Origin of the sequence: Pseudomonas endophytica, from assembly GCF_001411475.1 — a bacterium.
GTDB lineage: Bacteria > Pseudomonadota > Gammaproteobacteria > Pseudomonadales > Pseudomonadaceae > Aquipseudomonas > Aquipseudomonas endophytica.
This window is the reverse complement of record NZ_LLWH01000112.1, coordinates 14,422-38,122: the sequence shown is the minus strand read 5'-3', so window position 1 is coordinate 38,122 and position 23,701 is coordinate 14,422. Positions and strand designations below refer to the sequence as shown.

Here is a 23,701-nt window from a genome sequence, read left to right as displayed (position 1 = left end):
GTTCCGTTCATCGAATCGAGACAATAAGTCGAGCTTTGATGAGCGGGAAGGTCGGGGCCTTGCCTTGACTGGGGGCAGGATCCTCTTTAGACTCTTGTACCCCTAAATTTGGCGGGGATTCGTTCCCGTCATTTTGCTTTTCTTGTAAGACAATAGCGTCGCAAGACAACAGTGGAGCTAGTAGATGGCAACTATCAACCAGCTGGTACGTCAGCCGCGTAAGCGTATCGTCGAGAAATCCGACGTACCTGCGCTGCAAAACTGCCCGCAACGTCGTGGCGTATGCACCCGTGTGTATACAACTACGCCGAAAAAACCTAACTCGGCACTGCGTAAAGTATGCCGTGTGCGCCTGACCAACGGTTTCGAGGTTTCCTCGTACATCGGCGGTGAAGGTCACAACCTGCAAGAGCACAGCGTGGTACTGATTCGTGGTGGTCGTGTAAAAGACTTGCCAGGTGTTCGTTATCACACCGTCCGCGGCTCTTTGGATACTTCCGGCGTTAAAGGTCGTAACCAAGGTCGTTCGAAGTACGGTACCAAGAAGCCGAAGTAGTTTTCGGTAGTTGGTAAAAAATGCAGATTTCTTTTTTTCTGAGTCGATAAGAGTAAGGTCGGGCGTGCATCCCTAGGGTGTAGTGGTCCCGAGCTAACCTGAAGACCGTTTGAGGGCTTATCCATGCCAAGAAGACGCGTAGCAGCCAAGCGCGAAGTGCTTGACGATCCAAAATACGGAAGCCAAATTCTGGCCAAGTTCATGAACCACGTGATGGAAAGCGGCAAAAAAGCCGTTGCCGAGCGTATCGTTTATGGCGCGCTGGAAAAGGTTAAAGAACGTAAGAACGCCGATCCCCTGGAACTCTTCGAGAAAGCACTCGACGCCATCGCTCCGCTGGTCGAAGTGAAGTCGCGCCGTGTAGGCGGTGCTACTTACCAGGTTCCGGTCGAAGTTCGTCCTTCCCGTCGTAACGCGTTGGCAATGCGCTGGTTGGTAGACTTCGCACGCAAGCGTGGCGAAAAGTCTATGGCTTTGCGTTTAGCTGGCGAACTGCTGGACGCTGCTGAAGGCAAAGGCGCAGCAGTTAAGAAGCGTGAAGACGTGCACCGTATGGCTGAGGCCAACAAAGCTTTCTCGCACTACCGCTTCTAATTTCAGCGCTACTCACTTTGCGAGGGCTTTATGGCTCGTACTACTCCGATTAATCGCTACCGTAACATCGGTATCGTTGCTCACGTGGATGCTGGTAAAACCACCACCACTGAGCGCGTCCTTTTTTACACTGGCAAAAGTCACAAAATGGGCGAGGTGCATGACGGCGCCGCGACCACAGACTGGATGGTTCAGGAGCAGGAGCGTGGTATTACCATTACTTCTGCTGCTATTACCGCCTTCTGGCAGGGTTCTGTTAAGCAGCACAAAGACCAGTACCGTTTCAACGTAATTGATACACCGGGTCACGTTGACTTCACTATTGAAGTTGAGCGCTCCCTGCGTGTACTCGACGGCGCGGTCGTGGTGTTCTGTGGTACTTCAGGTGTTGAGCCTCAGTCGGAAACCGTATGGCGTCAAGCCAACAAGTACGGTGTTCCACGTCTTGTTTATGTGAACAAGATGGACCGTGCTGGCGCTAACTTCCTGCGCGTGATCGGTCAGATCAAGCAGCGTCTGGGTCACACGCCTGTGCCAATCCAATTGGCTATCGGTTCAGAAGATAACTTCCAAGGTCAGATCGACCTTATGACTATGGAAGCTGTTTACTGGAATGATGCTGATAAGGGTATGGTTCCACGTCGTGAGGCGATTCCTGCTGAACTGCAAGAGTTGGCTGAAGAGTGGCGCGGTAACATGGTTGAGGCTGCTGCCGAAGCCAACGAAGAACTGATGAACAAGTACCTTGAAGGTGAAGAACTCACCAACGAGGAAATCAAGGCCGCTCTGCGTCAGCGTACTATTGCTGGTGAGATCGTTCTGGCTGTTTGTGGTTCCTCCTTCAAGAACAAGGGTGTTCCTCTTGTTCTCGACGCCGTTATCGACTACCTGCCTGCACCTTCCGAGATTCCGGCCATCAAGGGTACTGACCCGGATGACGAGACCATCGAGTTGGAGCGTCATGCAGACGACAGCGAGCCGTTCTCGGCTCTGGCGTTCAAAATCGCTACTGACCCATTCGTGGGTACTTTGACCTTCGTCCGTGTTTATTCGGGCGTGTTGAGCTCCGGTGACGGCGTGATCAACTCGGTTAAAGGTAAGAAAGAGCGTGTGGGTCGTATGGTGCAGATGCACGCAAACGCCCGCGAAGAGATCAAGGAAGTACGCGCTGGTGACATCGCGGCCTTGATCGGCATGAAGGATGTCACCACTGGTGAGACCTTGTGCAACGCTGACAAGCCAATCATCTTGGTTCGTATGGACTTCCCGGAGCCGGTTATTTCGGTTGCTGTTGAGCCTAAGACCAAAGATGACCAGGAAAAAATGGGTATTGCGCTGGGCAAGCTTGCTCAGGAAGACCCGTCTTTCCGTGTTAAAACTGATGAAGAGACTGGTCAAACGATCATCTCCGGTATGGGCGAATTGCACCTCGACATCCTGGTTGACCGGATGAAGCGTGAGTTCAACGTCGAAGCCAACATCGGCAAGCCTCAGGTTTCCTATCGTGAGCGCATCACGAAGAACTGTGAGATCGAAGGCAAGTTCGTTCGTCAGTCCGGCGGTCGTGGTCAGTTTGGTCACTGCTGGATCCGTTTTGCACCTGCTGACGAAGGTCAGGAAGGTCTGCAGTTCGTGAACGAAGTGGTAGGTGGTGTGGTTCCTAAGGAATACATCCCGGCTATCCAGAAGGGTATCGAAGAGCAGATGAAGAACGGTGTTGTTGCCGGCTATCCGCTCATCGGCCTGAAGGCTACCGTGTTTGATGGTTCTTACCACGACGTCGACTCCAACGAGATGGCGTTTAAGGTGGCTGCTTCCATGGCTACTAAGCAACTGGCCTCCAAAGGTGGTGGTGAGCTGCTTGAGCCAATCATGGCGGTAGAGGTTGTTACACCTGAAGACTATATGGGTGACGTGATGGGCGACTTGAATCGTCGTCGCGGCATGATCCAGGGTATGGAAGATACGGTCTCCGGCAAAGTTATTCGTGCTGAAGTTCCGTTGGGTGAAATGTTCGGTTATGCGACTGACGTTCGTTCCATGTCTCAGGGTCGCGCAAGCTACTCTATGGAATTCAAAAAATACGATACAGCGCCGTCGCACATCGTCGATGCTGTTACTAAAAAACAAGGCTGATTTAGTTCAGTCCTTTAGGCAAGGAGTTAATTGTCGTGGCTAAAGAAAAATTTGATCGTTCCCTACCGCACGTCAACGTTGGCACTATCGGTCACGTTGACCATGGTAAAACCACGCTGACCGCAGCTCTGACTCGTGTTTGCTCCGAGGTTTTCGGCTCTGCTCGTGTTGACTTCGACAAGATCGACAGCGCACCAGAAGAAAAAGCTCGTGGTATCACCATCAACACTGCTCACGTTGAGTACAACTCGACTATTCGTCACTACGCTCACGTTGACTGCCCAGGTCACGCTGACTACGTGAAGAACATGATCACTGGTGCTGCCCAAATGGACGGCGCGATCCTGGTTTGTTCGGCCGCTGATGGTCCGATGCCACAAACTCGTGAGCACATCCTGCTGTCCCGTCAGGTAGGCGTTCCGTACATCGTGGTTTTCCTGAACAAGGCTGACCTGGTAGACGACGCTGAGCTGCTGGAACTGGTTGAGATGGAAGTGCGCGATCTGCTGAGCACTTACGACTTCCCAGGTGACGACACTCCGATCATCATCGGTTCTGCTCGTATGGCTTTGGAAGGCAATGACGAAAACGAAATGGGCACCACTGCCGTTCGTAAGCTGGTTGAAACTCTGGATACTTACATTCCAGAACCAGTTCGCCTGACCGACAAGCCGTTCCTGATGCCAATCGAAGACGTATTCTCGATCTCTGGTCGCGGTACTGTTGTGACTGGTCGTATCGAGCGCGGTATCGTTCGCGTTCAAGATCCACTGGAAATCGTTGGTCTGCGTGACACAACTGTTACCACCTGCACCGGCGTTGAAATGTTCCGCAAACTGCTCGACGAAGGTCGTGCAGGCGAGAACTGTGGCGTTCTGCTGCGTGGTACCAAGCGTGACGACGTTGAGCGTGGTCAGGTTCTGGTTAAGCCAGGCACTGTTAAGCCTCACACCAAGTTCACCGCAGAAGTATACGTTCTGAGCAAGGAAGAAGGCGGCCGTCATACTCCGTTCTTCAAAGGCTATCGTCCACAGTTCTACTTCCGTACTACTGACGTGACTGGTAACTGCGAGCTGCCAGAAGGCGTTGAAATGGTAATGCCAGGTGACAACATTCAAATGACTGTTACCCTGATCAAAACCATCGCAATGGAAGATGGTCTGCGTTTCGCTATCCGTGAAGGCGGTCGTACCGTCGGCGCTGGCGTCGTAGCCAAAATCATCGAGTAATCGTTGATTGCATGAAAAAGCCCCCGCTCAGCGGGGGCTTTTTTTATTGAGTTGACACCTAGTGGGGTCGTCTATAGAATTGCGCCTCCTTTTAACGGGCGTATTGCGCTCGGTGGGAACAGCAATCTGGAGTCTGAAATCCAATGCAAAATCAGCAAATCCGTATCAGGTTGAAGGCTTTTGACCATCGCCTGATCGACCAATCAACCCAGGAAATCGTGGAAACCGCGAAACGTACTGGTGCTCAAGTGCGTGGTCCAATTCCACTGCCTACCCGTAAAGAGCGGTTCACCGTTCTGGTCTCTCCGCACGTCAACAAAGACGCGCGCGACCAGTACGAGATCCGTACTCATAAGCGCGTTCTGGACATCGTTCAGCCAACGGATAAAACCGTTGATGCACTTATGAAGCTTGATCTTGCGGCCGGTGTGGAAGTGCAGATCAGCCTCGGCTAAGACTTGGGTCTTAGTCGTGTAACGCTCTGAAATGGGCGGCCATAGCGGGTGAAAGCCCCGTACACTCATGAGGTTTACAACATGACTATTGGTGTAGTCGGTCGTAAATGCGGTATGACCCGTATTTTCACCGAAGAAGGTGTCTCCATTCCGGTCACGGTCATTGAGATCGAGCCGAATCGCGTCACCCAGTTCAAAACTGAAGAAACCGATGGCTATCGTGCAGTGCAAGTCACTGTCGGCGAGCGTCGCGCTTCGCGTGTAACAGCTGCTCAGGCGGGTCACTTCGCCAAGGCAAACGTTGCTGCTGGTCGTACCGTGCTGGAATTCCGTCTTGAAGAAGGCGAATACGCAGCAGGCGATCTGATTAACGCTGAAATCTTCGCTGCTGGTCAACTGGTTGATGTAACCGGTCAGTCCAAAGGTAAAGGCTTCCAGGGTACGATCAAGCGTTGGAATTTCCGTGGCCAAGACAACACTCACGGTAACTCCGTTTCCCACCGCGTCCCGGGCTCTATTGGCCAGTGCCAGACTCCTGGTCGTGTATTCAAGGGCAAGAAAATGTCCGGTCATATGGGCGCTGAGCGCGTGACCGTGCAGTCCCTCGAAGTAGTGCGCGTCGACGCTGAACGCAATCTGTTGTTGGTCAAGGGTGCTGTTCCTGGCGCTACTGGCGGCAACCTGGTTGTACGTCCAGCGGCCAAGGCTCGCGGTTAAGGGGAAGCTGACATGCAATTAAACGTAAATGACGCTCAAGCGATTGAAGTTTCCGAACTGACTTTCGGCGGCGAATTCAACGAGACGCTGGTTCACCAAGCAGTCGTGGCCTACATGGCCGGCGGCCGTCAAGGTAGCAAGCAGCAAAAGACCCGTTCTGATGTCCGTGGTGGCGGTAAGCGCCCTTGGCGTCAGAAAGGTACTGGCCGCGCTCGTGCTGGTACTATCCGTAGCCCAATCTGGCGTGGCGGCGGTACCACTTTCGCAGCTCGTCCACAAGATCACTCTCAGAAGCTCAACAAGAAGATGTACCGCGCAGCACTGCGCTCCATCCTTGCTGAACTAGTGCGTACTGATCGTCTGGTCGTGGTTCAGGACTTCGCTGTTGAAGCGCCAAAAACCAAAGATCTGCTGAACAAACTGAATGGCATGGGTCTGACAGACGTCCTGATCGTGTCCGAAGTTGTTGATCAGAACCTGTACCTGGCTGCTCGTAACCTACCACACGTTGATGTACGTGACGTGCAAGGTTCCGATCCAGTTAGTCTGATCGCATACGACAAGGTGTTGATCACCGTGTCGGCCGTGAAGAAATTCGAGGAGCTGCTGGGATGAACCAGGAACGCGTATTTAAAGTTCTGCTTGGCCCGCACGTTTCCGAGAAGGCTACGGTTCTGGCAGACAAGAAAGGCCAGTTCGTTTTCAAAGTTGCTACTGACGCAACCAAGCTGGAAATCAAGAAGGCCGTCGAAAGCCTGTTCAGCGTGAAAGTTGAGCGTGTTACTACCCTGAATGTTCTGGGTAAGAGCAAGCGCACCGCTCGCGGCGTGGGCAAGCGTAATGACTGGAAGAAGGCAGTTATCTCCCTTCAGCCAGGCCAAGATCTCGATTTCAGCAGCAGTGCTGAGTAAGGAAGGGGTGCATCATGGCAATCGTTAAATGCAAACCGACTTCCCCTGGCCGCCGTCATGTGGTCAAGGTGGTCAACCAGGAGCTGCATAAAGGCGCTCCTCACGCACCGCTGCTCGAGAAAAAATCGAAGTCTGGTGGTCGTAACAATAATGGCCGTATTACCACTCGTCACATTGGTGGTGGTCATAAGCAGCACTATCGTTTGGTCGACTTCCGTCGCAACGACAAAGATGGCATTCCAGCCACTGTTGAGCGCATCGAATACGATCCAAACCGTACTGCTCACATTGCTCTTATGCTTTACGCAGACGGCGAACGCCGTTACATCATCGCCCCTAAAGGCGTGAGCGCTGGTGACCAGCTGATCTCGGGTGCTTTGGCTCCGATCAAGCCAGGTAACTCGCTGCAACTGCGTAGCATTCCAGTAGGTAGCACCGTACACGGCATCGAATTGAAGCCAGGTAAAGGCGCGCAAATCGCACGTTCCGCTGGTGCTTCGGCTCAGCTGGTAGCTCGCGAAGGTGTCTACGTGACCCTGCGTCTACGCTCTGGTGAAATGCGTAAAGTATTGGCTGAATGCCGTGCAACGCTAGGTGAAGTCTCGAACTCCGAGCACAGCCTGCGTTCGTTGGGTAAAGCTGGTGCCAAACGCTGGCGTGGCGTTCGCCCAACCGTTCGTGGTGTTGCCATGAACCCGGTTGACCACCCACATGGTGGTGGTGAAGGTCGTACCTCTGGTGGTCGTCATCCGGTATCGCCATGGGGCTTCCCGACTAAGGGCGCGAAGACTCGTGGTAATAAGCGTACCGACAAAATGATCGTCCGTCGTCGCAAGTAAATAGAGGGATACGACAGTGCCACGTTCTCTGAAAAAAGGTCCTTTTATTGATCTTCACCTACTGAAGAAGATCGAAGTGGCGGCGGAAAAGAACGATCGCAAGCCGGTGAAAACCTGGTCGCGTCGTTCGATGATCCTGCCACAAATGGTCGGTCTGACCATCGCTGTGCATAACGGTCGTCTACATGTTCCAGTTCTCGTGAACGAAGACATGGTTGGCCATAAACTAGGCGAGTTTGCCGGTACCCGCACTTATCGTGGGCACGTGGCTGACAAGAAAGCCAAGCGTTAAGGGGTAAGGAACGATGGAAGTAGCCGCTAAGTTGTCGGGCGCTCGAATCTCCGCCCAGAAAGCCCGCTTGGTCGCCGACCAGATCCGCGGGAAGAAGGTGGGCGAAGCGCTCAACCTGTTGGCTTTCAGCAACAAGAAAGCCGCCGAGATCATCAAAAAAGTGCTGGAGTCGGCCGTAGCCAACGCCGAGCATAACGAAGGCGCAGACGTTGACGACCTTAAAGTCGCCACCGTTTTCGTCAACGAAGGGCGTTCGCTGAAGCGTATCATGCCGCGTGCTAAAGGCCGCGCTGATCGCATCGTCAAGCGGTCTTGCCATATCACTGTCAAGGTTGCTGACAAGTAACGGAGTCGAAGAGATGGGTCAGAAAGTACATCCCATTGGCATTCGCCTGGGAATCGTCAAGGAGCACACCTCCGTCTGGTACGCAGACGGTCGGACTTATGCGGACTACCTGTTCGCAGATCTGAAGGTGCGTGAATACCTCCAAGACAAACTAAAAAGCGCGTCCGTAAGCCGTATCGATATCCATCGTCCGGCCCAAACTGCACGCATCACCATCCACACTGCTCGTCCAGGTATCGTTATCGGGAAGAAAGGTGAAGATGTTGAGAAGCTGCGTCAGGACCTGACCAAGCAAATGGGTGTGCCTGTGCACATCAATATCGAAGAGATCCGCAAGCCGGAACTCGACGGTATGCTGGTTGCGCAGAGCGTAGCTCAGCAGCTGGAGCGTCGTGTAATGTTCCGTCGCGCTATGAAGCGCGCTGTACAGAACGCTATGCGCATTGGTGCCAAAGGCATCAAAATCCAAGTGAGCGGTCGTCTCGGCGGTGCTGAAATCGCACGTACTGAATGGTATCGCGAAGGTCGTGTGCCGTTGCACACCCTGCGTGCCGATATCGACTATGCCAACTACGAAGCTCACACCACTTACGGTGTGATCGGTGTCAAGGTTTGGATCTTTAAAGGCGAAGTAATTGGTGGTCGCCAAGAAGAACTGAAGCCACAAGCACCAGCGCCTCGTAAAAAAGCTGCTAAGTAAGGGGTACGCCAAATGTTACAACCTAAGCGTACGAAGTTCCGCAAGCAAATGACTGGCCACAACCGTGGCTTGGCATTGCGCGGTAGCAAAGTCAGCTTCGGCGAGTATGCGCTGAAGTCTGTTGCTCGTGGTCGCCTCACCGCTCGTCAGATCGAATCAGCGCGTCGTGCTCTGACCCGTCACGTTAAGCGTGGCGGTAAGATCTGGATCCGTGTATTCCCGGACAAGCCTATTTCCAAAAAGCCTCTCGAAGTTCGGATGGGTAAAGGTAAGGGTAACGTCGAATACTGGGTTGCCCAGATTCAGCCAGGCAAAGTCCTGTATGAGATCGAGGGTGTTTCTGAAGAGCTGGCGCGTGAGGCTTTCGCCCTGGCTGCTGCAAAGCTGCCGCTCGCCACCTCCTTTGTTAAACGGACGGTGATGTGATGAAAGCGAATGAACTTCGTGAAAAATCCGCACAGCAGCTGAACGAGCAACTGCTCGGCTTGCTGCGCGACCAGTTCAATCTGCGTATGCAGAAAGCAACTGGCCAGTTGGGGCAGTCTCATCTGCTCTCGCAAGTTAAGCGTGACATCGCTCGCGTGAAGACTGTGCTCAAACAGCAGGCAGGTAAGTAATCATGGCTGAAGCCGAAAAAACTGTCCGTACGCTGACTGGCCGTGTTGTCAGCGACAAGATGGACAAGACCATCACCGTTCTGATCGAGCGTCGTGTTAAGCACCCGATCTACGGTAAATACGTTAAGCGTTCGACTAAGCTGCACGCGCACGACGAAACCAATCAGTGCCACATCGGCGACAAAGTCACTATTCGTGAAACTCGTCCGCTGGCCAAGACTAAGTCTTGGGCTCTGGTTGATATTCTCGAACGTGCTGTGGAAGTCTAAGGACTAGGGGTCGGAGAAATTATATGATTCAGACTCAATCCATGCTCGATGTGGCCGATAACAGCGGCGCACGCCGTGTTATGTGCATCAAGGTGCTGGGTGGCTCCCATCGTCGTTACGCTGGTATCGGTGACATCATCAAAGTTACCGTGAAGGAAGCAATTCCTCGCGGTAAGGTGAAAAAAGGCCAAGTGATGACTGCTGTTGTAGTCCGCACTCGTCACGGTGTTCGCCGTGCAGATGGCTCCATTATCCGCTTTGATGGCAACGCTGCTGTTCTTTTGAACAACAAGCAAGAGCCGATCGGCACCCGTATCTTTGGGCCAGTGACCCGTGAACTTCGTACTGAGAAGTTCATGAAGATCGTCTCGCTCGCCCCAGAAGTGCTGTAAGGAGATCCGACATGCAAAAGATTCGTCGTGACGACGAGATCATCGTGATCGCCGGCAAAGACAAAGGTAAGCGCGGTAAGGTGCTTAAGGTTCTCGCTAACAACCGTCTGGTTGTAGGTGGTTTAAACCTGGTTAAGCGTCATACCAAGCCTAACCCGATGTCGGGCGTGCAAGGCGGTATCGTCGAAAAGGAAGCTCCGCTGGACGCTTCTAACGTCGCCATTTTCAACGGCGAAACCAACAAGGCTGATCGCGTTGGTTTCAAAGTAGAAGAAGGCAAAAAAATTCGTGTCTTCAAGTCGACCCAAAAAGCGGTTGATGCTTGAACACTGCTAGGTAGATGAGACCATGGCACGACTAAAAGAGATTTACCGGAAGGAAATCGCTCCGAAACTTAAGGAAGAACTTAAGCTTTCGAACGTGATGGAAGTTCCGCGCGTTACCAAAATCACCCTGAATATGGGTCTGGGCGAAGCGATCGGTGACAAGAAAGTCATCGAGCACGCGGTTGCTGATTTGGAAAAAATCACCGGTCAAAAAGTTGTTGTGACCTACGCTCGTAAATCCATCGCTGGCTTTAAAGTCCGCGAGGGATGGCCGATCGGCGTCAAAGTAACCTTGCGCCGTGAGCGTATGTATGAATTCTTGGATCGTCTGCTGTCGATCTCCCTGCCTCGGGTTCGCGACTTCCGCGGCCTGAATGCCAAGTCCTTCGATGGTCGTGGTAACTACAGCATGGGCGTTAAAGAGCAGATCATTTTCCCGGAAATTGACTACGACAAAATTGATGCCCTTCGCGGTCTGGACATCACCCTGACCACCACTGCTCGGACAGATGATGAAGGTCGCGCATTGCTGCGTGCTTTCAAATTCCCGTTCCGCAACTGATTGGAGTAGGACCATGGCCAAGATGAGCATGAAAAACCGCGAGCTGAAACGTCAGCTTACGGTTGCTAAGTTCGCCAAAAAGCGTGCTGAGCTTAAAGCTATCATCGTTGATCTGAACGCAAGTCCAGAAGCGCGTTGGGAAGCTCAAGTAGCTCTGCAGAAGCAGCCACGTGACGCAAGCGCTGCGCGCATGCGTAACCGCTGCCGCCTGACTGGTCGTCCGCATGGTGTTTACCGCAAGTTCGGCCTGGGCCGTAACAAATTGCGTGAAGCAGCAATGCGCGGCGACGTACCAGGTCTGGTTAAAGCCAGCTGGTAAGGCGTACAGACAAAGTCTTCGCTGTTGGGGTCGTAAGATCCTGACAGTCGGTGATCTTGGATATGAATCAGGCCCCTATTGGGGCTTGATTCATTTCTGACGTATGTCTAGAATGACCGGCTCGCCAGAGCCCGTGCTTTTTGGGTGCGGAGTCACTCGGCGACAGTTGTAGCCGCAAGGCTAATTCTTTTTGTATCAGGAGCGTCTAGCCCATGAGTATGCAGGACCCGTTAGCGGACATGCTAACTCGAATCCGTAATGCCCAGATGGCTGAAAAGTCTGTCGTAAGCATGCCGTCTTCCACGTTGAAGGTGGCTGTAGCTAAAGTTCTTAAGGACGAAGGTTACATCGCGGATTTTCAGATCAGCAGCGAAATTAAGCCACTGCTGTCTATCGAGCTGAAGTACTTCGAAGGCCGTCCGGTAATCGAAGAAGTTAAGCGCGTTAGCCGTCCAGGCCTGCGTCAGTACAAGTCCTCCGATGATCTGCCCAAAGTTCGTGGCGGCCTCGGTGTGTCTATCGTCTCCACCAACAAAGGTGTGATGACGGATCGTGCTGCGCGCGCTGCCGGTGTCGGCGGCGAAGTTCTTTGCACAGTGTTCTAAGGGGGGATAAGCATGTCACGCGTCGCTAAGAACCCCGTAAAGCTGCCAGCTGGTGTCGAAGTAAAATTCGCAGGCCAACAGCTTTCGGTGAAGGGTGCCAAGGGTACTCTAGAACTGAACATCCATTCGTCGGTTGAAATCGTTGAAGAAGCTGGTGAGCTGCGTTTCGCTGCTCGCAATGGCGATCAACAAACTCGCGCAATGGCTGGTACCACTCGTGCGTTGGTAAACAACATGGTCCAAGGCGTAAGCCAAGGCTTCGAGCGTAAGCTCCAGCTGGTCGGTGTTGGTTACAAAGCGCAAGCAAAAGGCACAGTGCTGAACCTAGCTCTTGGCTTCTCGCACCCAGTGGATTACGAACTGCCGGAAGGCATCACCGCTGAGACTCCTAGCCAAACCGATATCCTGATCAAGGGCATCGACAAGCAGCTAGTAGGTCAAGTGGCCGCTGAGATCCGCGACTTCCGTCCGCCAGAGCCTTACAAAGGTAAAGGTGTGCGTTACGCGGACGAAGTCGTCCGCCGTAAAGAAGCCAAGAAGAAGTAGGGCCTAGCAAATGACCGACAAAAAAGTTACTCGACTGCGTCGCGCTCGCAAAGCACGTCTGAAAATGCACGAATTAGAAGTCGTGCGTCTCTGCGTGTTCCGCTCTTCGCAGCACATCTATGCCCAGGTCATCTCGGCCGACGGCAGCAAAGTCTTGGCAAGCGCCTCGACTTTGGACAAAGAACTGCGTGATGCTGCCACTGGCAACATCGACGCGGCCACAAAGGTTGGCCAGCTGGTCGCTACGCGTGCAAAAGCCGCTGGCGTCTCGCAGGTGGCTTTCGACCGCTCTGGCTTCAAGTACCACGGCCGCGTGAAAGCGCTGGCTGAGGCTGCTCGTGAAGCTGGGCTGGAGTTCTAAGTTATGTCAAATAACGACCAAAAGCGCGACGAAGGCTACATTGAGAAGCTGGTTCAAGTTAACCGCGTAGCCAAAACCGTTAAAGGCGGCCGTATCTTCACTTTCACTGCGTTGACCGTAGTGGGTGATGGTAAAGGGCGTGTTGGCTTCGGCCGTGGCAAGTCACGTGAAGTGCCTGCTGCGATCCAGAAGGCAATGGAAGCTGCTCGCCGCAACATGATTCAAGTAGATCTGAACGGCACTACTCTGCAATACGCTATGAAGTCTGCCCATGGCGCTTCGAAGGTGTACATGCAGCCTGCCTCTGAAGGTACCGGTATCATCGCTGGCGGCGCAATGCGTGCTGTCCTCGAAGTTGCTGGCGTTCAGAACGTTCTGGCTAAGTGCTATGGCTCGACTAACCCGGTAAACGTGGTTCACGCCACTTTTAAAGGTTTGAAAGCTATGCAATCTCCTGAGTCCATCGCTGCTAAGCGTGGCAAAAGCGTCAAGGAGATCTTCTGATCATGGCTACCGTAAAAGTAACGCTGATCAAAAGCATGACCGGCCGTATCCCTAACCACAAATTGTGCGTTAAGGGTCTGGGTCTGCGTCGCATCGGTCACACTGTAGAAGTCCAGGATACTCCCGAGAATCGCGGGATGATCAACAAGGCTTACTACATGCTGCGTGTCGAGGGTTAATCGATGAAACTCAATGATCTGAGTCCAGCGCCGGGTTCCCGTCGCGAAAAGCATCGTCCGGGCCGTGGTATCGGTAGTGGTTTGGGTAAGACTGGTGGCCGTGGTCACAAAGGTCAAACCTCCCGCTCCGGTGGCACAATTGCTCCAGGCTTTGAAGGCGGTCAACAGCCGCTGCATCGTCGTCTGCCTAAGTTCGGTTTCGTTTCCCTGAAAGCTATGGATCGCGCAGAAGTGCGTCTGTCCGAGCTGGCTAAAGTGGAAGGCGACATCGTTACTGTGCAGACCCTGAAAGATGCCAACGTGATTAACGTCAATGTACAGCGTGTGAAAATCATGCTGTCCGGCGAAGTTACTCGCGCTGTCACTATCGGCAAGGGAATCGGCGCCACCAAAGGTGCGCGTTCGGCTATCGAAGCAGCTGGCGGCAAGTTCGAGGAATAAATGGCTAAGCAAGGTGCTCTCTCAGCGCTCAGCAAAGGCGGGTTGTCCGAGCTCTGGGCTCGTCTGCGTTTTCTATTCCTGGCGATTATCGTCTATCGAATAGGCGCACACATTCCAGTTCCAGGCATCAACCCGGACCGGCTAGCGGACCTGTTTCGACAGAATGAGGGGACCATACTTAGCTTGTTCAATATGTTTTCCGGCGGTGCGCTGGAGCGGATGAGTATTTTTGCGCTGGGGATCATGCCGTATATTTCGGCATCGATCATCATGCAGCTTATGTCCGCTGTCAGCCCACAGCTGGAGCAGTTGAAGAAGGAAGGTGAAGCTGGCCGTCGCAAGATAAGCCAGTACACCCGCTACCTCACCGTCGCTCTTGCTCTCGTTCAGGCTATTGGCATGTCCATTGGCTTGGCGGGGCAGGGCGTAGCGTTCACTGGTGATCTTGGCTTCCATTTCGTTGCAATAACCACCTTCGTGGCGGGTGCAATGTTTATGATGTGGCTGGGTGAGCAGATTACTGAGCGTGGTGTTGGCAACGGTATCTCGATGTTGATTTTTTCGGGTATCGTCGCCGGTCTTCCGAGAGCAATTGGGCAGTCTTTCGAGTCTGCGCGTCAGGGTGATATCAATATCTTCGCCTTGGTTGCTATCGGTTTGCTGGCAGTAGCGATTATCGGTTTCGTGGTGTTCATTGAGCGTGGTCAGCGTCGTATTGCTGTTCACTACGCCAAGCGTCAGCAAGGCCGCAAGGTGTTTGCTGCTCAGACTAGCCACCTACCGCTGAAAGTGAATATGGCCGGTGTTATTCCGGCTATTTTTGCGAGCAGCATTTTGCTGTTCCCGGCTTCGTTGGGTGCCTGGTTTGGTCAGTCTGAAGGTATGGGCTGGTTGCAGGACATCTCGCAGTCGATCGCTCCTGGTCAGCCGTTGAATATTCTGCTGTTTAGTGCAGGGATTATTTTCTTCTGCTTCTTCTATACGGCGTTGATGTTCAATCCGAAAGACGTAGCGGAAAACCTGAAGAAGTCCGGTGCCTTTATTCCGGGTATCCGTCCAGGTGAGCAGTCTGCGCGCTATATTGATGGCGTTTTGACTCGCTTGACTCTGTTCGGTGCTCTTTATATGACGGCCGTCTGTCTGCTGCCCCAGTTCCTGGTGGTTGCGGCAAACGTTCCGTTCTACCTTGGCGGGACCTCGTTGCTGATCGTGGTCGTGGTTGTTATGGACTTTATGTCGCAAGTACAATCGCACCTCGTTTCGCACCAGTACGAATCCCTGATGAAGAAAGCCAACCTGAAGGGCTACGGCAGCGGCATGCTGCGCTGAAGTTTCCATAAGGTTAGAGGAGTTGGTGATGAAAGTTCGTGCATCGGTGAAAAAGCTGTGCCGTAACTGCAAGATTATTCGCCGCGAAGGTGTTGTTCGGGTAATTTGCAGCGCGGAACCACGTCACAAACAGCGCCAAGGCTGAGTGTGATCTGTTTGAAGCCCAGCAGCTAGTGCGCTGCTGGGTTGATTATTTGTTATTACAGCGATATTATCTCGCGCCCTATTTCTTGGCTTCCGGGGCGTAGGTAGCTGTCAATTGGAGTCCCACTGAATGGCCCGTATTGCAGGCGTTAACATTCCAGATAACAAGCACACTGTTATCTCGCTGACCTACATCTATGGTGTTGGTCGCACTACTGCACAGAAAATCTGTGTGGATGCTGGTGTAAACCCAGCCGCTAAGATCAAGGATCTGAGCGACGAGCAGATTGAGTTGCTGCGTGGCGAAGTGGCAAAGTTCACCACTGAAGGTGACCTGCGTCGTGAAGTCAACATGAAAATCAAACGCTTGATGGATTTGGGCTGCTACCGCGGTCTGCGCCATCGTCGTGGTCTTCCAGTGCGCGGTCAGCGTACCAAGACCAACGCGCGTACTCGCAAAGGTCCGCGTAAGCCGATCCGCAAGTAATCGCACCAGCGAATCGACAGGAATTTAGTCATGGCAAAACCTGCTGCTCGTCCTCGTAAAAAAGTAAAAAAGACAGTGGTTGATGGCATCGCCCACATCCACGCGTCTTTCAACAACACCATCGTGACCATCACCGACCGTCAAGGTAACGCTCTTTCTTGGGCAACCTCCGGTGGTTCGGGTTTCCGCGGTTCTCGCAAGTCCACCCCGTTTGCTGCTCAAGTAGCTGCTGAACGTGCTGGTCAAGCTGCGCTGGAATATGGCCTGAAAAACCTTGACGTTAACGTTAAAGGTCCAGGTCCAGGTCGTGAGTCCGCTGTCCGTGCTTTGAACGGCTGTGGCTATAAGATCGCCAGCATCACCGACGTGACGCCAATCCCGCACAACGGGTGCCGTCCGCCGAAGAAGCGCCGCGTGTAATCCAGGAGACTGTAAAGAATGGCTCGTTACATTGGTCCAAAATGCAAACTGGCACGTCGTGAAGGCACTGATCTCTTCCTGAAGAGTGGTGTGCGCGCTATCGAATCGAAGTGCAATATTGAAGCTGCTCCAGGCATCCACGGCCAACGCCGCGGTCGCCAATCCGACTACGGCACCCAACTGCGTGAAAAGCAGAAGGTCCGTCGTATCTATGGCGTTCTCGAGCGTCAGTTCAGCGGCTACTACAAACAAGCTGCTGGCAAAAAAGGTGCAACTGGCGAAAACCTGTTGCAACTGCTCGAATGCCGCTTGGATAACGTCGTATACCGTATGGGTTTCGGTTCTACTCGTGCCGAATCTCGTCAGTTGGTATCGCACAAGTCGATCAGCGTAAACGGTCAAACCGTTAACGTACCGTCCTACCAGGTTCGTGCTGGTGACGTGGTCGCTATCCGCGAGAAAGCAAAAAACCAGCTTCGCATTGTCCAAGCTCTCGATCTGTGTGCCCAACGTGGCCGCGTAGAATGGGTAGAAGTAGACACTGAGAAGAAGTCGGGCGTTTTCAAGAACGTTCCAGCTCGCAGTGATCTGTCCGCCGACATCAACGAAAGCCTGATTGTCGAGCTCTACTCCAAGTAAGGGCTAGAAAATAGGTGCATCCATGCAGATTTCGGTAAATGAGTTCCTGACACCCCGCCATATTGATGTGCAGGTTGTCAGTCCAACCCGCGCTAAAATCACTCTCGAGCCTCTCGAGCGTGGTTTTGGCCACACCCTGGGCAACGCGCTGCGCCGCATCCTGTTGTCCTCAATGCCAGGCTGTGCAGTAGTCGAGGCCGAGATTGATGGTGTGCTCCACGAGTACAGCGCCATCGAAGGTGTACAGGAAGACGTAATTGAAATCCTGTTGAACCTTAAAGGTCTGGCTATCAAGCTGCACGGCCGTGACGAAGTTACGCTGACCTTGTCGAAGAAGGGTTCGGGGGTGGTTACCGCTGCCGATATTCAGCTGGATCATGATGTCGAGATCGTTAATCCCGATCACGTAATCGCCAACCTGGCGTCTAACGGCGCCTTGAACATGAAGCTCACTGTAGCTCGTGGTCGTGGTTATGAACCAGCCGACTCGCGTCAGAGCGATGAAGACGAAAGCCGCAGCATTGGTCGCTTGCAGCTCGACTCTTCGTTCAGCCCGGTTCGCCGTATTGCATACGTGGTGGAAAACGCCCGTGTCGAGCAGCGTACTAACCTGGACAAGTTGGTAATTGATCTGGAGACCAACGGTACACTGGATCCTGAAGAGGCTATCCGTCGTGCTGCAACCATTCTGCAACAGCAGTTGGCTGCATTCGTCGACCTCAAAGGTGATAGCGAGCCAGTGGTTATCGAACAGGAAGACGAGATCGATCCGATCCTGCTTCGTCCGGTTGACGATCTGGAACTGACCGTGCGTTCGGCCAACTGCCTTAAGGCGGAGAACATTTACTACATTGGTGACCTGATTCAGCGCACTGAAGTAGAACTGTTGAAGACTCCGAACCTGGGCAAGAAATCCTTGACCGAAATCAAGGACGTTCTGGCCTCCCGTGGTCTGTCCCTCGGCATGCGCCTCGACAACTGGCCGCCTGCAAGTCTTAAGAAGGACGACAAGGCGACTGCCTGATCGTCGTAATCACCGAACGTTGTGTTTGGTAAGGAATGAACCATGCGTCATCGTAAAAGTGGTCGTCACCTGAGCCGCACTAGCTCGCATCGCAAGGCTATGTTTCAAAACATGGCAGTGTCGCTGTTCGAGCACGAGCTGATCAAAACGACTCTGCCGAAAGCTAAAGAACTGCGTCGCGTTGCTGAGCCGCTTATTACCCTGGCCAAGAACGATTCTGTTGCTAACCGCCGTTTGGCTTTCGACCGTACTCGTTCGAAAGCTATCGTTGGTAAGCTGTTCAACGATCTGGGCAAGCGTTATGCAACTCGTGAGGGTGGCTACCTGCGCATCCTCAAGTGCGGTTTCCGCGCTGGCGACAATGCGCCTATGGCGTACGTCGAGTTGGTTGATCGTCCAGTTGGCGGCGAAGCTGTATCCGCTGAGTAAGACGTCAGTCTCTACAAAGAACCGGGCCTAGTGTCCGGTTTTTTGTGTCTGCTTTATTGCTTTTTTCTATAGCTTACGTTCAGGTAATGCATTTGCCCATGTGAAATAAGTGGTCAATAATCTTCCTCAGCCGATTAGCCGGCAACATAAAGACTGACTGAGGAAGGATAAGCATGAGCCAGACCAAAACGCTTACGACTGCCAGTGGCGCACCTGTTCCTGACAACCAAAACTCTCGCTCGGCTGGGCCTCGTGGCCCGTTGTTGCTCGACGATTTTCACCTCATTGAAAAGCTCGCACACTTTAACCGCGAAAATATTCCAGAGCGACGTGTGCACGCTAAAGGTTCAGGAGCGCACGGCACCTTCACCTTGACCCGTGACATCAGCCAATACAGCAGTGCCAAGTTGTTCGACACTGTTGGTAAGCAAACCCCAACATTCTTGCGTTTCTCGACAGTGGGCGGCGAGCGCGGCTCTGCTGATACTGAGCGTGATCCGCGTGGTTTTGCTATCAAGTTTTACACCGAAGAAGGTAACTGGGACATTGTAGGCAACAACACCCCGGTCTTCTTTATCCGTGACCCGCTGAAGTTTCCTGACTTTATTCACACCCAAAAGCGCTTGCCGCAAAGCAACCTCAAAAGTGCACAAATGAAGTGGGACTTCTGGTCGCTCTCACCTGAGTCGCTGCACCAAGTCACGATTCTGTTTTCTGATCGCGGTATTCCAGACGGTTTCCGTCATATGCATGGCTTTGGCAGCCACACCTACAGTCTGATCAATGCTGCGGGTGAGCGTCATTGGGTCAAGTGGCATTACAAAACCAAGCAAGGTATCAAAAACCTGCCGCCAGAAGAGGCAGCGCGCCTCGCCGGTACAGATCCAGACTACGCTCAGCGCGACCTGTTCGAAGCCATTGAGCGCGGTGACTATCCGAAGTGGCGTGTGTGCATGCAAATCATGACTGAAGCACAGGCAGCTTCTCATCGTGATAACCCGTTTGATGTGACCAAGACTTGGTCACAAAAAGAGTTCCCGTTGATTGAAATTGGCGAGCTTGAACTGAACCGTAATGCGCTGAACTACTTCGCGGAAGTTGAACAAGCGGCCTTCGGTCCTAGCAACATGATCCCGGGTGTCGGTCTGTCCCCTGATCGTATGTTGCAAGGTCGGGTGTTCGCTTACGCAGATGCGCACCGTTACCGTGTAGGCACCAACCATCAACACCTGCCAATCAATGCCCCGCGAGTACCCGCTCACACGTATCAGCGCGACGGCTCGATGGCCTATGGCAACAATGGTGGCGCAGCGCCTAACTATGAGCCTAACAGCTACGCAGATGCACCTAAGCAAGCGCCTCAGTACGCTGAGCCTGCACTGCCGCTCAATGGTGCTGCTGATCGTTACGATCACCGTGAAGACACCGATTACTACAGCTATGCCGGTGCACTGTTCCGGTTGATGAACGATGATCAGAAAACCTTGCTCATCAACAACATTGCGGGCGACATGGATGGAGTGACAGAGGATGTTGTTCAGCGTCAGTTGCAACACTTCTACAAGGCAGATCCGGCCTACGGGGAAGGTGTCGCCAAAGCGTTGGGTGTAACCGTTAAGTAAGTCTAAGTGAGAAGCAGAACCGCCCTCAAATGGGCGGTTTTTGCGTTATTTAAGCGTGTTTTCTGCGCAATTTAGCGTTTTTAATGCGATTGAGCCGTGACCTGCCAGTCAGCTTGGTTCAAACTACAGCCTTTCAAGCAGGGAGATGTGGGGCGATGCTAGGGCACCCGGACGTAATCGATTACCTCAACACGTTGTTAACCGGCGAGCTGGCTGCACGTGACCAATATTTTGTCCATTCCCGTATGTACGAGGACTGGGGTTTCACCAAGCTCTACGAGCGCATTAACCATGAAATGGAAGAAGAGGCACAACACGCTGATGCGTTGATGCGCCGGATTCTCATGCTCGAAGGCACGCCTCGCATGCGCCCAGATGACTTAGACGTTGGCACAACCGTGCCAGAAATGCTCGCCGCGGATTTACGTTTGGAATACAAGGTTCGCGCCGCATTGTGTAAAGGCATTGAGCTGTGTGAGCTGCACAAAGACTACGTGAGCCGCGACATCTTGCGTATTCAGTTGGCGGATACCGAAGAAGACCACACCTACTGGCTAGAAAAACAGCTAGGTCTGATCAAGTCGATCGGTTTGCAGAATTATCTGCAATCGCAGTTCTAAGGAGCTACAAACCTTTAACTGCATCTCGTAAAGAACAATAAAAAACCCCTGTCATCTCGCAATGACAGGGGTTTTTTCGTACAGCGATTTAAGGTCTGTCGCGTATCAACAAAGGCTTCAGGTAGAAGCCTGTGTGTGACTGCTTCATCTCAGCCACGTCTTCCGGGGTGCCGGTTGCAATGATCTGCCCACCTTTTGAACCGCCTTCAGGTCCGAGATCCACCAACCAGTCTGCGGTCTTGATCACATCTAGGTTGTGCTCAATCACCACCACAGTGTTGCCGTGGTCGCGCAGTCTGTGCAGCACATCCAGCAACTGTTGGATGTCAGCAAAGTGCAAGCCGGTTGTAGGCTCATCAAGGATATACAGCGTCTTACCAGTGTCACGCTTTGACAGCTCGCGGGACAGCTTCACCCGCTGCGCTTCGCCGCCTGAAAGCGTGGTAGCCGACTGGCCGAGCTTGATGTAAGACAAGCCTACATCCATCAAGGTTTGCAGCTTACGCGCCAGTGCGGGGACGGCGTCGAAGAACTCGCGCGCCTCTTCGATAGTCATCTCCAGTACTTCATGGATGCTCTTGCCCTTGTATTTGATCTCAAGGGTTTCACGGTTATAGCGCTTGCTCTTGCACACATCGCAAGGGACGTAGATATCGGGCAGAAAGTGCATTTCAACCTTGATCAGGCCGTCACCTTGGCATGCCTCGCAGCGCCCGCCTTTGACGTTAAAGGAGAAGCGCCCAGGGCCATAGCCTCGTGAGCGGGACTCTGGCACTCCTGAGAACAACTCACGGATCGGGGTAAAGAGCCCGGTGTAGGTTGCAGGGTTGGAACGCGGTGTCCGACCAATCGGGCTTTGGTCGATATCGACCACTTTATCCAGATGCTCCAGCCCTTTAATGCTGTCATGAGCGGCGGCCTCCAACGTGGTCGCGCCATTCAGGGCTGTAGCACTAAGGGGGTAAAGCGTATTATTGATTAGCGTTGACTTACCCGAACCCGAAACGCCGGTTACGCAGGTCAGAAGACCAATCGGAATCTCAAGGTCGACATTGCGCAAGTTGTTGCCGCGTGCGCCCTTGAGCGACAACGTCAACTTCTTGTTACGCGGCGTGCGTTTAGCCGGGACTTCAATTTTGACCCGACCAGACAGGTATTTGCCGGTAAGCGAGTCAGGGTGCGCCATCACCTCGGCAGGCGTACCTTCAGCCACGATATGTCCGCCATGTACCCCGGCTCCCGGGCCTATATCGACGACATAGTCTGCCAAACGAATGGCATCTTCATCGTGTTCCACCACAATGACGGTATTACCTATGTCGCGCAGGTGCTTGAGTGTTCCGAGCAAGCGATCATTATCACGTTGATGCAAGCCAATAGAGGGCTCATCGAGGATATACAAAACACCCACCAGCCCCGCACCAATCTGGCTAGCCAGACGAATTCGCTGCGCTTCACCGCCCGATAAGGTGTCGGCACTGCGATCCAGTGACAGGTAGTCGAGGCCCACATTCACCAAAAACTGCAGACGCTCGCGTATTTCCTTAAGGATCTTGTCGGCGATCTCGCCACGACGCCCCGTCAGGCTCAACGTGCTGAAGTATTCAGTCGCGTCACCAATCGGCATATTGGTCACCGCAGGCAGATTTTTTTCGCCTACCCACACATGACGAGCCTCACGACGCAGGCGGGTTCCACGGCAATCTGGGCAAGCCTGGGTGCTTAGGAATTTGGCCAGCTCTTCGCGGACAGTGGCTGACTCAGTTTCGCGATAACGACGCTCAAGGTTCGGGACGATGCCTTCAAACGGATGCGCACGTTTCACAATGTCGCCGCGATCATTTAGATAGCGGAAATCAACATTTTGGCTCCCGCTGCCATACAAAATGACTTTCTGCTTATCAGCAGGCAATTCATTAAACGGGACTTCAAGGCTGAAATCGTAGTGTTTGGCTAGCGCTCCGAGCATCTGGAAGTAATAGACGTTGCGCCGATCCCAGCCGCGAATGGCACCCTCTGCCAGCGTTAGCTCGCCATTCACCAAACGTTTGATGTCAAAAAACTGTTTTACCCCTAAACCGTCGCAGGTAGGGCACGCGCCAGCCGGGTTGTTGAAAGAAAATAGCTTGGGCTCAAGTTCGCTAATAGCATGGCCGCAGATCGGACAAGCAAAGCGCGCGGAAAAGATGATCTCTTCACCGGGTTCATCGTCCATTGGCGCCACTAAAGCAATACCATCGGCTAGCTTCAGGGCCGTTTCAAACGATTCAGCCAAACGCTGCTGCAAGTCCGCACGTACTTTAAAGCGATCAACAACCACATCAATGGTGTGCTTCTTCTGTTTGTCGAGCTTAGGCAGTTCATCCAGCTCACAGAGTTTGCCGTCTACGCGAGCGCGGACGAAACCTTGGGCACGCAACTCCTCAAACACCGACAGGTGTTCACCCTTGCGCTCACGAATAACCGGCGCCAGCAGCATCAATTTGCTGCCTTCGGGTTGTGCCAACACTAAGTCAACCATTTGGCTGACGGTCTGGGCTTCCAGTGGAATGTCGTGGTCAGGGCAGCGCGGGATACCCACGCGGGCGTACAGCAGGCGCAGGTAATCGTAAATCTCGGTGATCGTACCCACCGTGGAGCGGGGGTTGTGCGAAGTCGACTTTTGCTCGATAGAAATCGCGGGTGACAACCCTTCGATGGTATCGACGTCAGGCTTTTCCATCATAGACAGGAACTGACGGGCGTACGCCGACAAAGACTCGACATAACGCCGTTGTCCTTCGGCATATAAAGTGTCAAAGGCCAGAGATGATTTGCCGGAGCCAGACAGTCCGGTGATAACGATCAGTTTGTCCCTAGGCAGGGTCAGGTCGATGTTCTTCAGGTTGTGGGTTCGTGCCCCACGTATCAGGATCTTGTCCACTGCGGCCTCGCTTGGCGGGCATAACGTAAACGACTGAGTATACGTATCTGCGTGAAAACTGTGCAGACCTTGATGGCTGCATGTCATAAGGGATTGCTGACGCTTCGTTTTGAACTGTCAGGAGTTTCTTAACTTTTGCGTGACAAAGCGTCGCGCTTCGCTCCTGTG

At 53.2% G+C, this 23,701-nt stretch carries 35 protein-coding genes; 34 read left to right on the top strand and 1 reads right to left on the bottom strand.

From position 1 onward, the window contains the following. Positions 1-184 precede the first annotated feature (184 nt). The 34 genes from rpsL to bfr all read left to right on the top strand — a co-directional run bounded on the left by rpsL (position 185) and on the right by bfr (position 20,610). Positions 185-556: a 30S ribosomal protein S12 gene (gene rpsL / locus AQS70_RS08560; protein ID WP_002555494.1), complete on the top strand. Its 372-nt coding sequence runs from the start codon at positions 185-187 to the stop codon at positions 554-556. Positions 557-679: 123 nt separating this feature from the next. Next, positions 680-1,150 (top strand): 30S ribosomal protein S7, encoded by a 471-nt coding sequence (rpsG, locus tag AQS70_RS08555; protein WP_055102397.1) that lies wholly within the window; start codon positions 680-682, stop codon positions 1,148-1,150. A gap of 30 nt (positions 1,151-1,180) precedes the next feature. Then, positions 1,181-3,286, top strand: a complete 2,106-nt coding sequence (gene fusA / locus AQS70_RS08550) for an elongation factor G (RefSeq protein WP_055102396.1) — start codon at positions 1,181-1,183, stop codon at positions 3,284-3,286. A gap of 35 nt (positions 3,287-3,321) precedes the next feature. Beyond that, positions 3,322-4,515: an elongation factor Tu gene (gene tuf, locus AQS70_RS08545; protein WP_048373848.1), complete on the top strand. Its 1,194-nt coding sequence runs from the start codon at positions 3,322-3,324 to the stop codon at positions 4,513-4,515. Between the two features lie 143 nt (positions 4,516-4,658). Further along, positions 4,659-4,970 carry a 30S ribosomal protein S10 gene (rpsJ, locus tag AQS70_RS08540; protein ID WP_003186070.1) on the top strand — a complete coding sequence of 104 codons (312 nt, stop codon included), beginning with the start codon at positions 4,659-4,661 and terminating at the stop codon, positions 4,968-4,970. Positions 4,971-5,051: 81 nt separating this feature from the next. After that, complete coding sequence (rplC, locus tag AQS70_RS08535; RefSeq protein ID WP_055102395.1) at positions 5,052-5,687, top strand: 50S ribosomal protein L3; 636 nt, start codon at positions 5,052-5,054, stop codon at positions 5,685-5,687. Between the two features lie 12 nt (positions 5,688-5,699). Continuing rightward, the gene (rplD, locus tag AQS70_RS08530; protein ID WP_048373846.1) at positions 5,700-6,302 is read left to right on the top strand and encodes a 50S ribosomal protein L4; all 603 of its coding nucleotides are present in this window, start codon (positions 5,700-5,702) and stop codon (positions 6,300-6,302) included. Then, the gene (gene rplW, locus AQS70_RS08525) at positions 6,299-6,598 is read left to right on the top strand and encodes a 50S ribosomal protein L23 (RefSeq protein WP_003444375.1); all 300 of its coding nucleotides are present in this window, start codon (positions 6,299-6,301) and stop codon (positions 6,596-6,598) included. The genes rplD and rplW overlap by 4 nt, the downstream gene beginning before the upstream one ends. Before the next feature lie 14 nt (positions 6,599-6,612). Continuing rightward, a complete protein-coding gene (gene rplB, locus AQS70_RS08520; protein ID WP_055102394.1) occupies positions 6,613-7,437 on the top strand; it encodes a 50S ribosomal protein L2 in 825 nt (274 codons plus the stop codon). A 16-nt stretch (positions 7,438-7,453) separates the two neighbouring features. Then, complete coding sequence (rpsS, locus tag AQS70_RS08515) at positions 7,454-7,729, top strand: 30S ribosomal protein S19 (protein ID WP_003232420.1); 276 nt, start codon at positions 7,454-7,456, stop codon at positions 7,727-7,729. A 13-nt stretch (positions 7,730-7,742) separates the two neighbouring features. Beyond that, a complete protein-coding gene (gene rplV, locus AQS70_RS08510; RefSeq protein WP_003444373.1) occupies positions 7,743-8,075 on the top strand; it encodes a 50S ribosomal protein L22 in 333 nt (110 codons plus the stop codon). 13 nt (positions 8,076-8,088) lie between these two features. After that, on the top strand, positions 8,089-8,775 hold the full coding sequence (gene rpsC / locus AQS70_RS08505) for a 30S ribosomal protein S3 (protein ID WP_003176422.1): 687 nt from the start codon (positions 8,089-8,091) through the stop codon (positions 8,773-8,775). A gap of 12 nt (positions 8,776-8,787) precedes the next feature. Then, positions 8,788-9,201, top strand: a complete 414-nt coding sequence (gene rplP, locus AQS70_RS08500) for a 50S ribosomal protein L16 (protein ID WP_019409905.1) — start codon at positions 8,788-8,790, stop codon at positions 9,199-9,201. After that, entirely contained in the window at positions 9,201-9,392 is a 192-nt protein-coding gene (rpmC, locus tag AQS70_RS08495; protein ID WP_003444371.1) for a 50S ribosomal protein L29, read from the top strand. The genes rplP and rpmC overlap by 1 nt, the downstream gene beginning before the upstream one ends. Positions 9,393-9,394: 2 nt before the next feature. Next, positions 9,395-9,661 carry a 30S ribosomal protein S17 gene (rpsQ, locus tag AQS70_RS08490; protein WP_003444370.1) on the top strand — a complete coding sequence of 89 codons (267 nt, stop codon included), beginning with the start codon at positions 9,395-9,397 and terminating at the stop codon, positions 9,659-9,661. 23 nt (positions 9,662-9,684) lie between these two features. Further along, the gene (rplN, locus tag AQS70_RS08485; protein WP_002555479.1) at positions 9,685-10,053 is read left to right on the top strand and encodes a 50S ribosomal protein L14; all 369 of its coding nucleotides are present in this window, start codon (positions 9,685-9,687) and stop codon (positions 10,051-10,053) included. Positions 10,054-10,064: 11 nt separating this feature from the next. After that, on the top strand, positions 10,065-10,379 hold the full coding sequence (gene rplX, locus AQS70_RS08480) for a 50S ribosomal protein L24 (protein ID WP_048373841.1): 315 nt from the start codon (positions 10,065-10,067) through the stop codon (positions 10,377-10,379). A gap of 22 nt (positions 10,380-10,401) precedes the next feature. Beyond that, positions 10,402-10,941 (top strand): 50S ribosomal protein L5, encoded by a 540-nt coding sequence (rplE, locus tag AQS70_RS08475; protein WP_003186044.1) that lies wholly within the window; start codon positions 10,402-10,404, stop codon positions 10,939-10,941. Between the two features lie 13 nt (positions 10,942-10,954). Next, positions 10,955-11,260, top strand: coding sequence for a 30S ribosomal protein S14 (gene rpsN / locus AQS70_RS08470; protein WP_019409906.1), 306 nt, complete (start codon positions 10,955-10,957; stop codon positions 11,258-11,260). A 212-nt stretch (positions 11,261-11,472) separates the two neighbouring features. Then, entirely contained in the window at positions 11,473-11,865 is a 393-nt protein-coding gene (gene rpsH, locus AQS70_RS08465; protein ID WP_048373837.1) for a 30S ribosomal protein S8, read from the top strand. 12 nt (positions 11,866-11,877) lie between these two features. Continuing rightward, the gene (gene rplF, locus AQS70_RS08460) at positions 11,878-12,411 is read left to right on the top strand and encodes a 50S ribosomal protein L6 (RefSeq protein WP_003176412.1); all 534 of its coding nucleotides are present in this window, start codon (positions 11,878-11,880) and stop codon (positions 12,409-12,411) included. Positions 12,412-12,421: 10 nt separating this feature from the next. Next, positions 12,422-12,772: a 50S ribosomal protein L18 gene (gene rplR / locus AQS70_RS08455; RefSeq protein WP_003444364.1), complete on the top strand. Its 351-nt coding sequence runs from the start codon at positions 12,422-12,424 to the stop codon at positions 12,770-12,772. Between the two features lie 3 nt (positions 12,773-12,775). Next, positions 12,776-13,276 (top strand): 30S ribosomal protein S5, encoded by a 501-nt coding sequence (gene rpsE, locus AQS70_RS08450; RefSeq protein ID WP_003186035.1) that lies wholly within the window; start codon positions 12,776-12,778, stop codon positions 13,274-13,276. A gap of 2 nt (positions 13,277-13,278) precedes the next feature. After that, on the top strand, positions 13,279-13,455 hold the full coding sequence (gene rpmD / locus AQS70_RS08445; protein ID WP_003176408.1) for a 50S ribosomal protein L30: 177 nt from the start codon (positions 13,279-13,281) through the stop codon (positions 13,453-13,455). Between the two features lie 3 nt (positions 13,456-13,458). Then, complete coding sequence (gene rplO, locus AQS70_RS08440) at positions 13,459-13,896, top strand: 50S ribosomal protein L15 (protein WP_003176407.1); 438 nt, start codon at positions 13,459-13,461, stop codon at positions 13,894-13,896. Beyond that, positions 13,897-15,225, top strand: coding sequence for a preprotein translocase subunit SecY (gene secY / locus AQS70_RS08435; protein ID WP_055102393.1), 1,329 nt, complete (start codon positions 13,897-13,899; stop codon positions 15,223-15,225). It abuts the gene before it with no gap. A 28-nt stretch (positions 15,226-15,253) separates the two neighbouring features. Further along, positions 15,254-15,370, top strand: a complete 117-nt coding sequence (gene rpmJ, locus AQS70_RS08430) for a 50S ribosomal protein L36 (protein ID WP_002555468.1) — start codon at positions 15,254-15,256, stop codon at positions 15,368-15,370. A gap of 129 nt (positions 15,371-15,499) precedes the next feature. Next, positions 15,500-15,856, top strand: coding sequence for a 30S ribosomal protein S13 (gene rpsM, locus AQS70_RS08425; RefSeq protein ID WP_019409909.1), 357 nt, complete (start codon positions 15,500-15,502; stop codon positions 15,854-15,856). Between the two features lie 30 nt (positions 15,857-15,886). Further along, positions 15,887-16,276 (top strand): 30S ribosomal protein S11, encoded by a 390-nt coding sequence (gene rpsK, locus AQS70_RS08420; protein ID WP_002555466.1) that lies wholly within the window; start codon positions 15,887-15,889, stop codon positions 16,274-16,276. Positions 16,277-16,294: 18 nt separating this feature from the next. Further along, positions 16,295-16,915: a 30S ribosomal protein S4 gene (gene rpsD / locus AQS70_RS08415; RefSeq protein ID WP_003444359.1), complete on the top strand. Its 621-nt coding sequence runs from the start codon at positions 16,295-16,297 to the stop codon at positions 16,913-16,915. 22 nt (positions 16,916-16,937) lie between these two features. After that, positions 16,938-17,939 (top strand): DNA-directed RNA polymerase subunit alpha, encoded by a 1,002-nt coding sequence (locus AQS70_RS08410; protein WP_003176403.1) that lies wholly within the window; start codon positions 16,938-16,940, stop codon positions 17,937-17,939. A 42-nt stretch (positions 17,940-17,981) separates the two neighbouring features. After that, positions 17,982-18,368 carry a 50S ribosomal protein L17 gene (gene rplQ, locus AQS70_RS08405; RefSeq protein ID WP_047277870.1) on the top strand — a complete coding sequence of 129 codons (387 nt, stop codon included), beginning with the start codon at positions 17,982-17,984 and terminating at the stop codon, positions 18,366-18,368. 173 nt (positions 18,369-18,541) lie between these two features. After that, the gene (locus tag AQS70_RS08400) at positions 18,542-19,990 is read left to right on the top strand and encodes a catalase (protein ID WP_055102392.1); all 1,449 of its coding nucleotides are present in this window, start codon (positions 18,542-18,544) and stop codon (positions 19,988-19,990) included. A 155-nt stretch (positions 19,991-20,145) separates the two neighbouring features. Further along, entirely contained in the window at positions 20,146-20,610 is a 465-nt protein-coding gene (bfr, locus tag AQS70_RS08395; protein WP_048373825.1) for a bacterioferritin, read from the top strand. Between the two features lie 88 nt (positions 20,611-20,698). Here the strand turns inward: bfr and uvrA are convergent, their stop codons facing one another. Continuing rightward, positions 20,699-23,533, bottom strand: a complete 2,835-nt coding sequence (uvrA, locus tag AQS70_RS08390; RefSeq protein WP_055102391.1) for an excinuclease ABC subunit UvrA — start codon at positions 23,531-23,533, stop codon at positions 20,699-20,701. Positions 23,534-23,701 lie beyond the last annotated feature (168 nt).

Coding starts and splice junctions, on each gene's coding strand:
- rpsJ (WP_003186070.1), top strand. CDS start 4,659: ATGCAAAATCAGCAAATCCGTATCAGGTTGAAGGCTTTTGACCATCGC.
- rpmC (WP_003444371.1), top strand. CDS start 9,201: ATGAAAGCGAATGAACTTCGTGAAAAATCCGCACAGCAGCTGAACGAG.
- rpsL (WP_002555494.1), top strand. CDS start 185: ATGGCAACTATCAACCAGCTGGTACGTCAGCCGCGTAAGCGTATCGTC.
- rplW (WP_003444375.1), top strand. CDS start 6,299: ATGAACCAGGAACGCGTATTTAAAGTTCTGCTTGGCCCGCACGTTTCC.
- rplC (WP_055102395.1), top strand. CDS start 5,052: ATGACTATTGGTGTAGTCGGTCGTAAATGCGGTATGACCCGTATTTTC.
- rpsN (WP_019409906.1), top strand. CDS start 10,955: ATGGCCAAGATGAGCATGAAAAACCGCGAGCTGAAACGTCAGCTTACG.
- rplR (WP_003444364.1), top strand. CDS start 12,422: ATGACCGACAAAAAAGTTACTCGACTGCGTCGCGCTCGCAAAGCACGT.
- fusA (WP_055102396.1), top strand. CDS start 1,181: ATGGCTCGTACTACTCCGATTAATCGCTACCGTAACATCGGTATCGTT.
- rpsE (WP_003186035.1), top strand. CDS start 12,776: ATGTCAAATAACGACCAAAAGCGCGACGAAGGCTACATTGAGAAGCTG.
- rplP (WP_019409905.1), top strand. CDS start 8,788: ATGTTACAACCTAAGCGTACGAAGTTCCGCAAGCAAATGACTGGCCAC.
- rpsK (WP_002555466.1), top strand. CDS start 15,887: ATGGCAAAACCTGCTGCTCGTCCTCGTAAAAAAGTAAAAAAGACAGTG.
- rpmD (WP_003176408.1), top strand. CDS start 13,279: ATGGCTACCGTAAAAGTAACGCTGATCAAAAGCATGACCGGCCGTATC.
- rpsC (WP_003176422.1), top strand. CDS start 8,089: ATGGGTCAGAAAGTACATCCCATTGGCATTCGCCTGGGAATCGTCAAG.
- rplV (WP_003444373.1), top strand. CDS start 7,743: ATGGAAGTAGCCGCTAAGTTGTCGGGCGCTCGAATCTCCGCCCAGAAA.
- rpsM (WP_019409909.1), top strand. CDS start 15,500: ATGGCCCGTATTGCAGGCGTTAACATTCCAGATAACAAGCACACTGTT.
- AQS70_RS08410 (WP_003176403.1), top strand. CDS start 16,938: ATGCAGATTTCGGTAAATGAGTTCCTGACACCCCGCCATATTGATGTG.
- bfr (WP_048373825.1), top strand. CDS start 20,146: ATGCTAGGGCACCCGGACGTAATCGATTACCTCAACACGTTGTTAACC.
- rplE (WP_003186044.1), top strand. CDS start 10,402: ATGGCACGACTAAAAGAGATTTACCGGAAGGAAATCGCTCCGAAACTT.
- rpsD (WP_003444359.1), top strand. CDS start 16,295: ATGGCTCGTTACATTGGTCCAAAATGCAAACTGGCACGTCGTGAAGGC.
- AQS70_RS08400 (WP_055102392.1), top strand. CDS start 18,542: ATGAGCCAGACCAAAACGCTTACGACTGCCAGTGGCGCACCTGTTCCT.
- rplF (WP_003176412.1), top strand. CDS start 11,878: ATGTCACGCGTCGCTAAGAACCCCGTAAAGCTGCCAGCTGGTGTCGAA.
- rpsG (WP_055102397.1), top strand. CDS start 680: ATGCCAAGAAGACGCGTAGCAGCCAAGCGCGAAGTGCTTGACGATCCA.
- rpmJ (WP_002555468.1), top strand. CDS start 15,254: ATGAAAGTTCGTGCATCGGTGAAAAAGCTGTGCCGTAACTGCAAGATT.
- rplB (WP_055102394.1), top strand. CDS start 6,613: ATGGCAATCGTTAAATGCAAACCGACTTCCCCTGGCCGCCGTCATGTG.
- secY (WP_055102393.1), top strand. CDS start 13,897: ATGGCTAAGCAAGGTGCTCTCTCAGCGCTCAGCAAAGGCGGGTTGTCC.
- rpsH (WP_048373837.1), top strand. CDS start 11,473: ATGAGTATGCAGGACCCGTTAGCGGACATGCTAACTCGAATCCGTAAT.
- rplN (WP_002555479.1), top strand. CDS start 9,685: ATGATTCAGACTCAATCCATGCTCGATGTGGCCGATAACAGCGGCGCA.
- rplQ (WP_047277870.1), top strand. CDS start 17,982: ATGCGTCATCGTAAAAGTGGTCGTCACCTGAGCCGCACTAGCTCGCAT.
- rplO (WP_003176407.1), top strand. CDS start 13,459: ATGAAACTCAATGATCTGAGTCCAGCGCCGGGTTCCCGTCGCGAAAAG.
- rplX (WP_048373841.1), top strand. CDS start 10,065: ATGCAAAAGATTCGTCGTGACGACGAGATCATCGTGATCGCCGGCAAA.
- rplD (WP_048373846.1), top strand. CDS start 5,700: ATGCAATTAAACGTAAATGACGCTCAAGCGATTGAAGTTTCCGAACTG.
- rpsQ (WP_003444370.1), top strand. CDS start 9,395: ATGGCTGAAGCCGAAAAAACTGTCCGTACGCTGACTGGCCGTGTTGTC.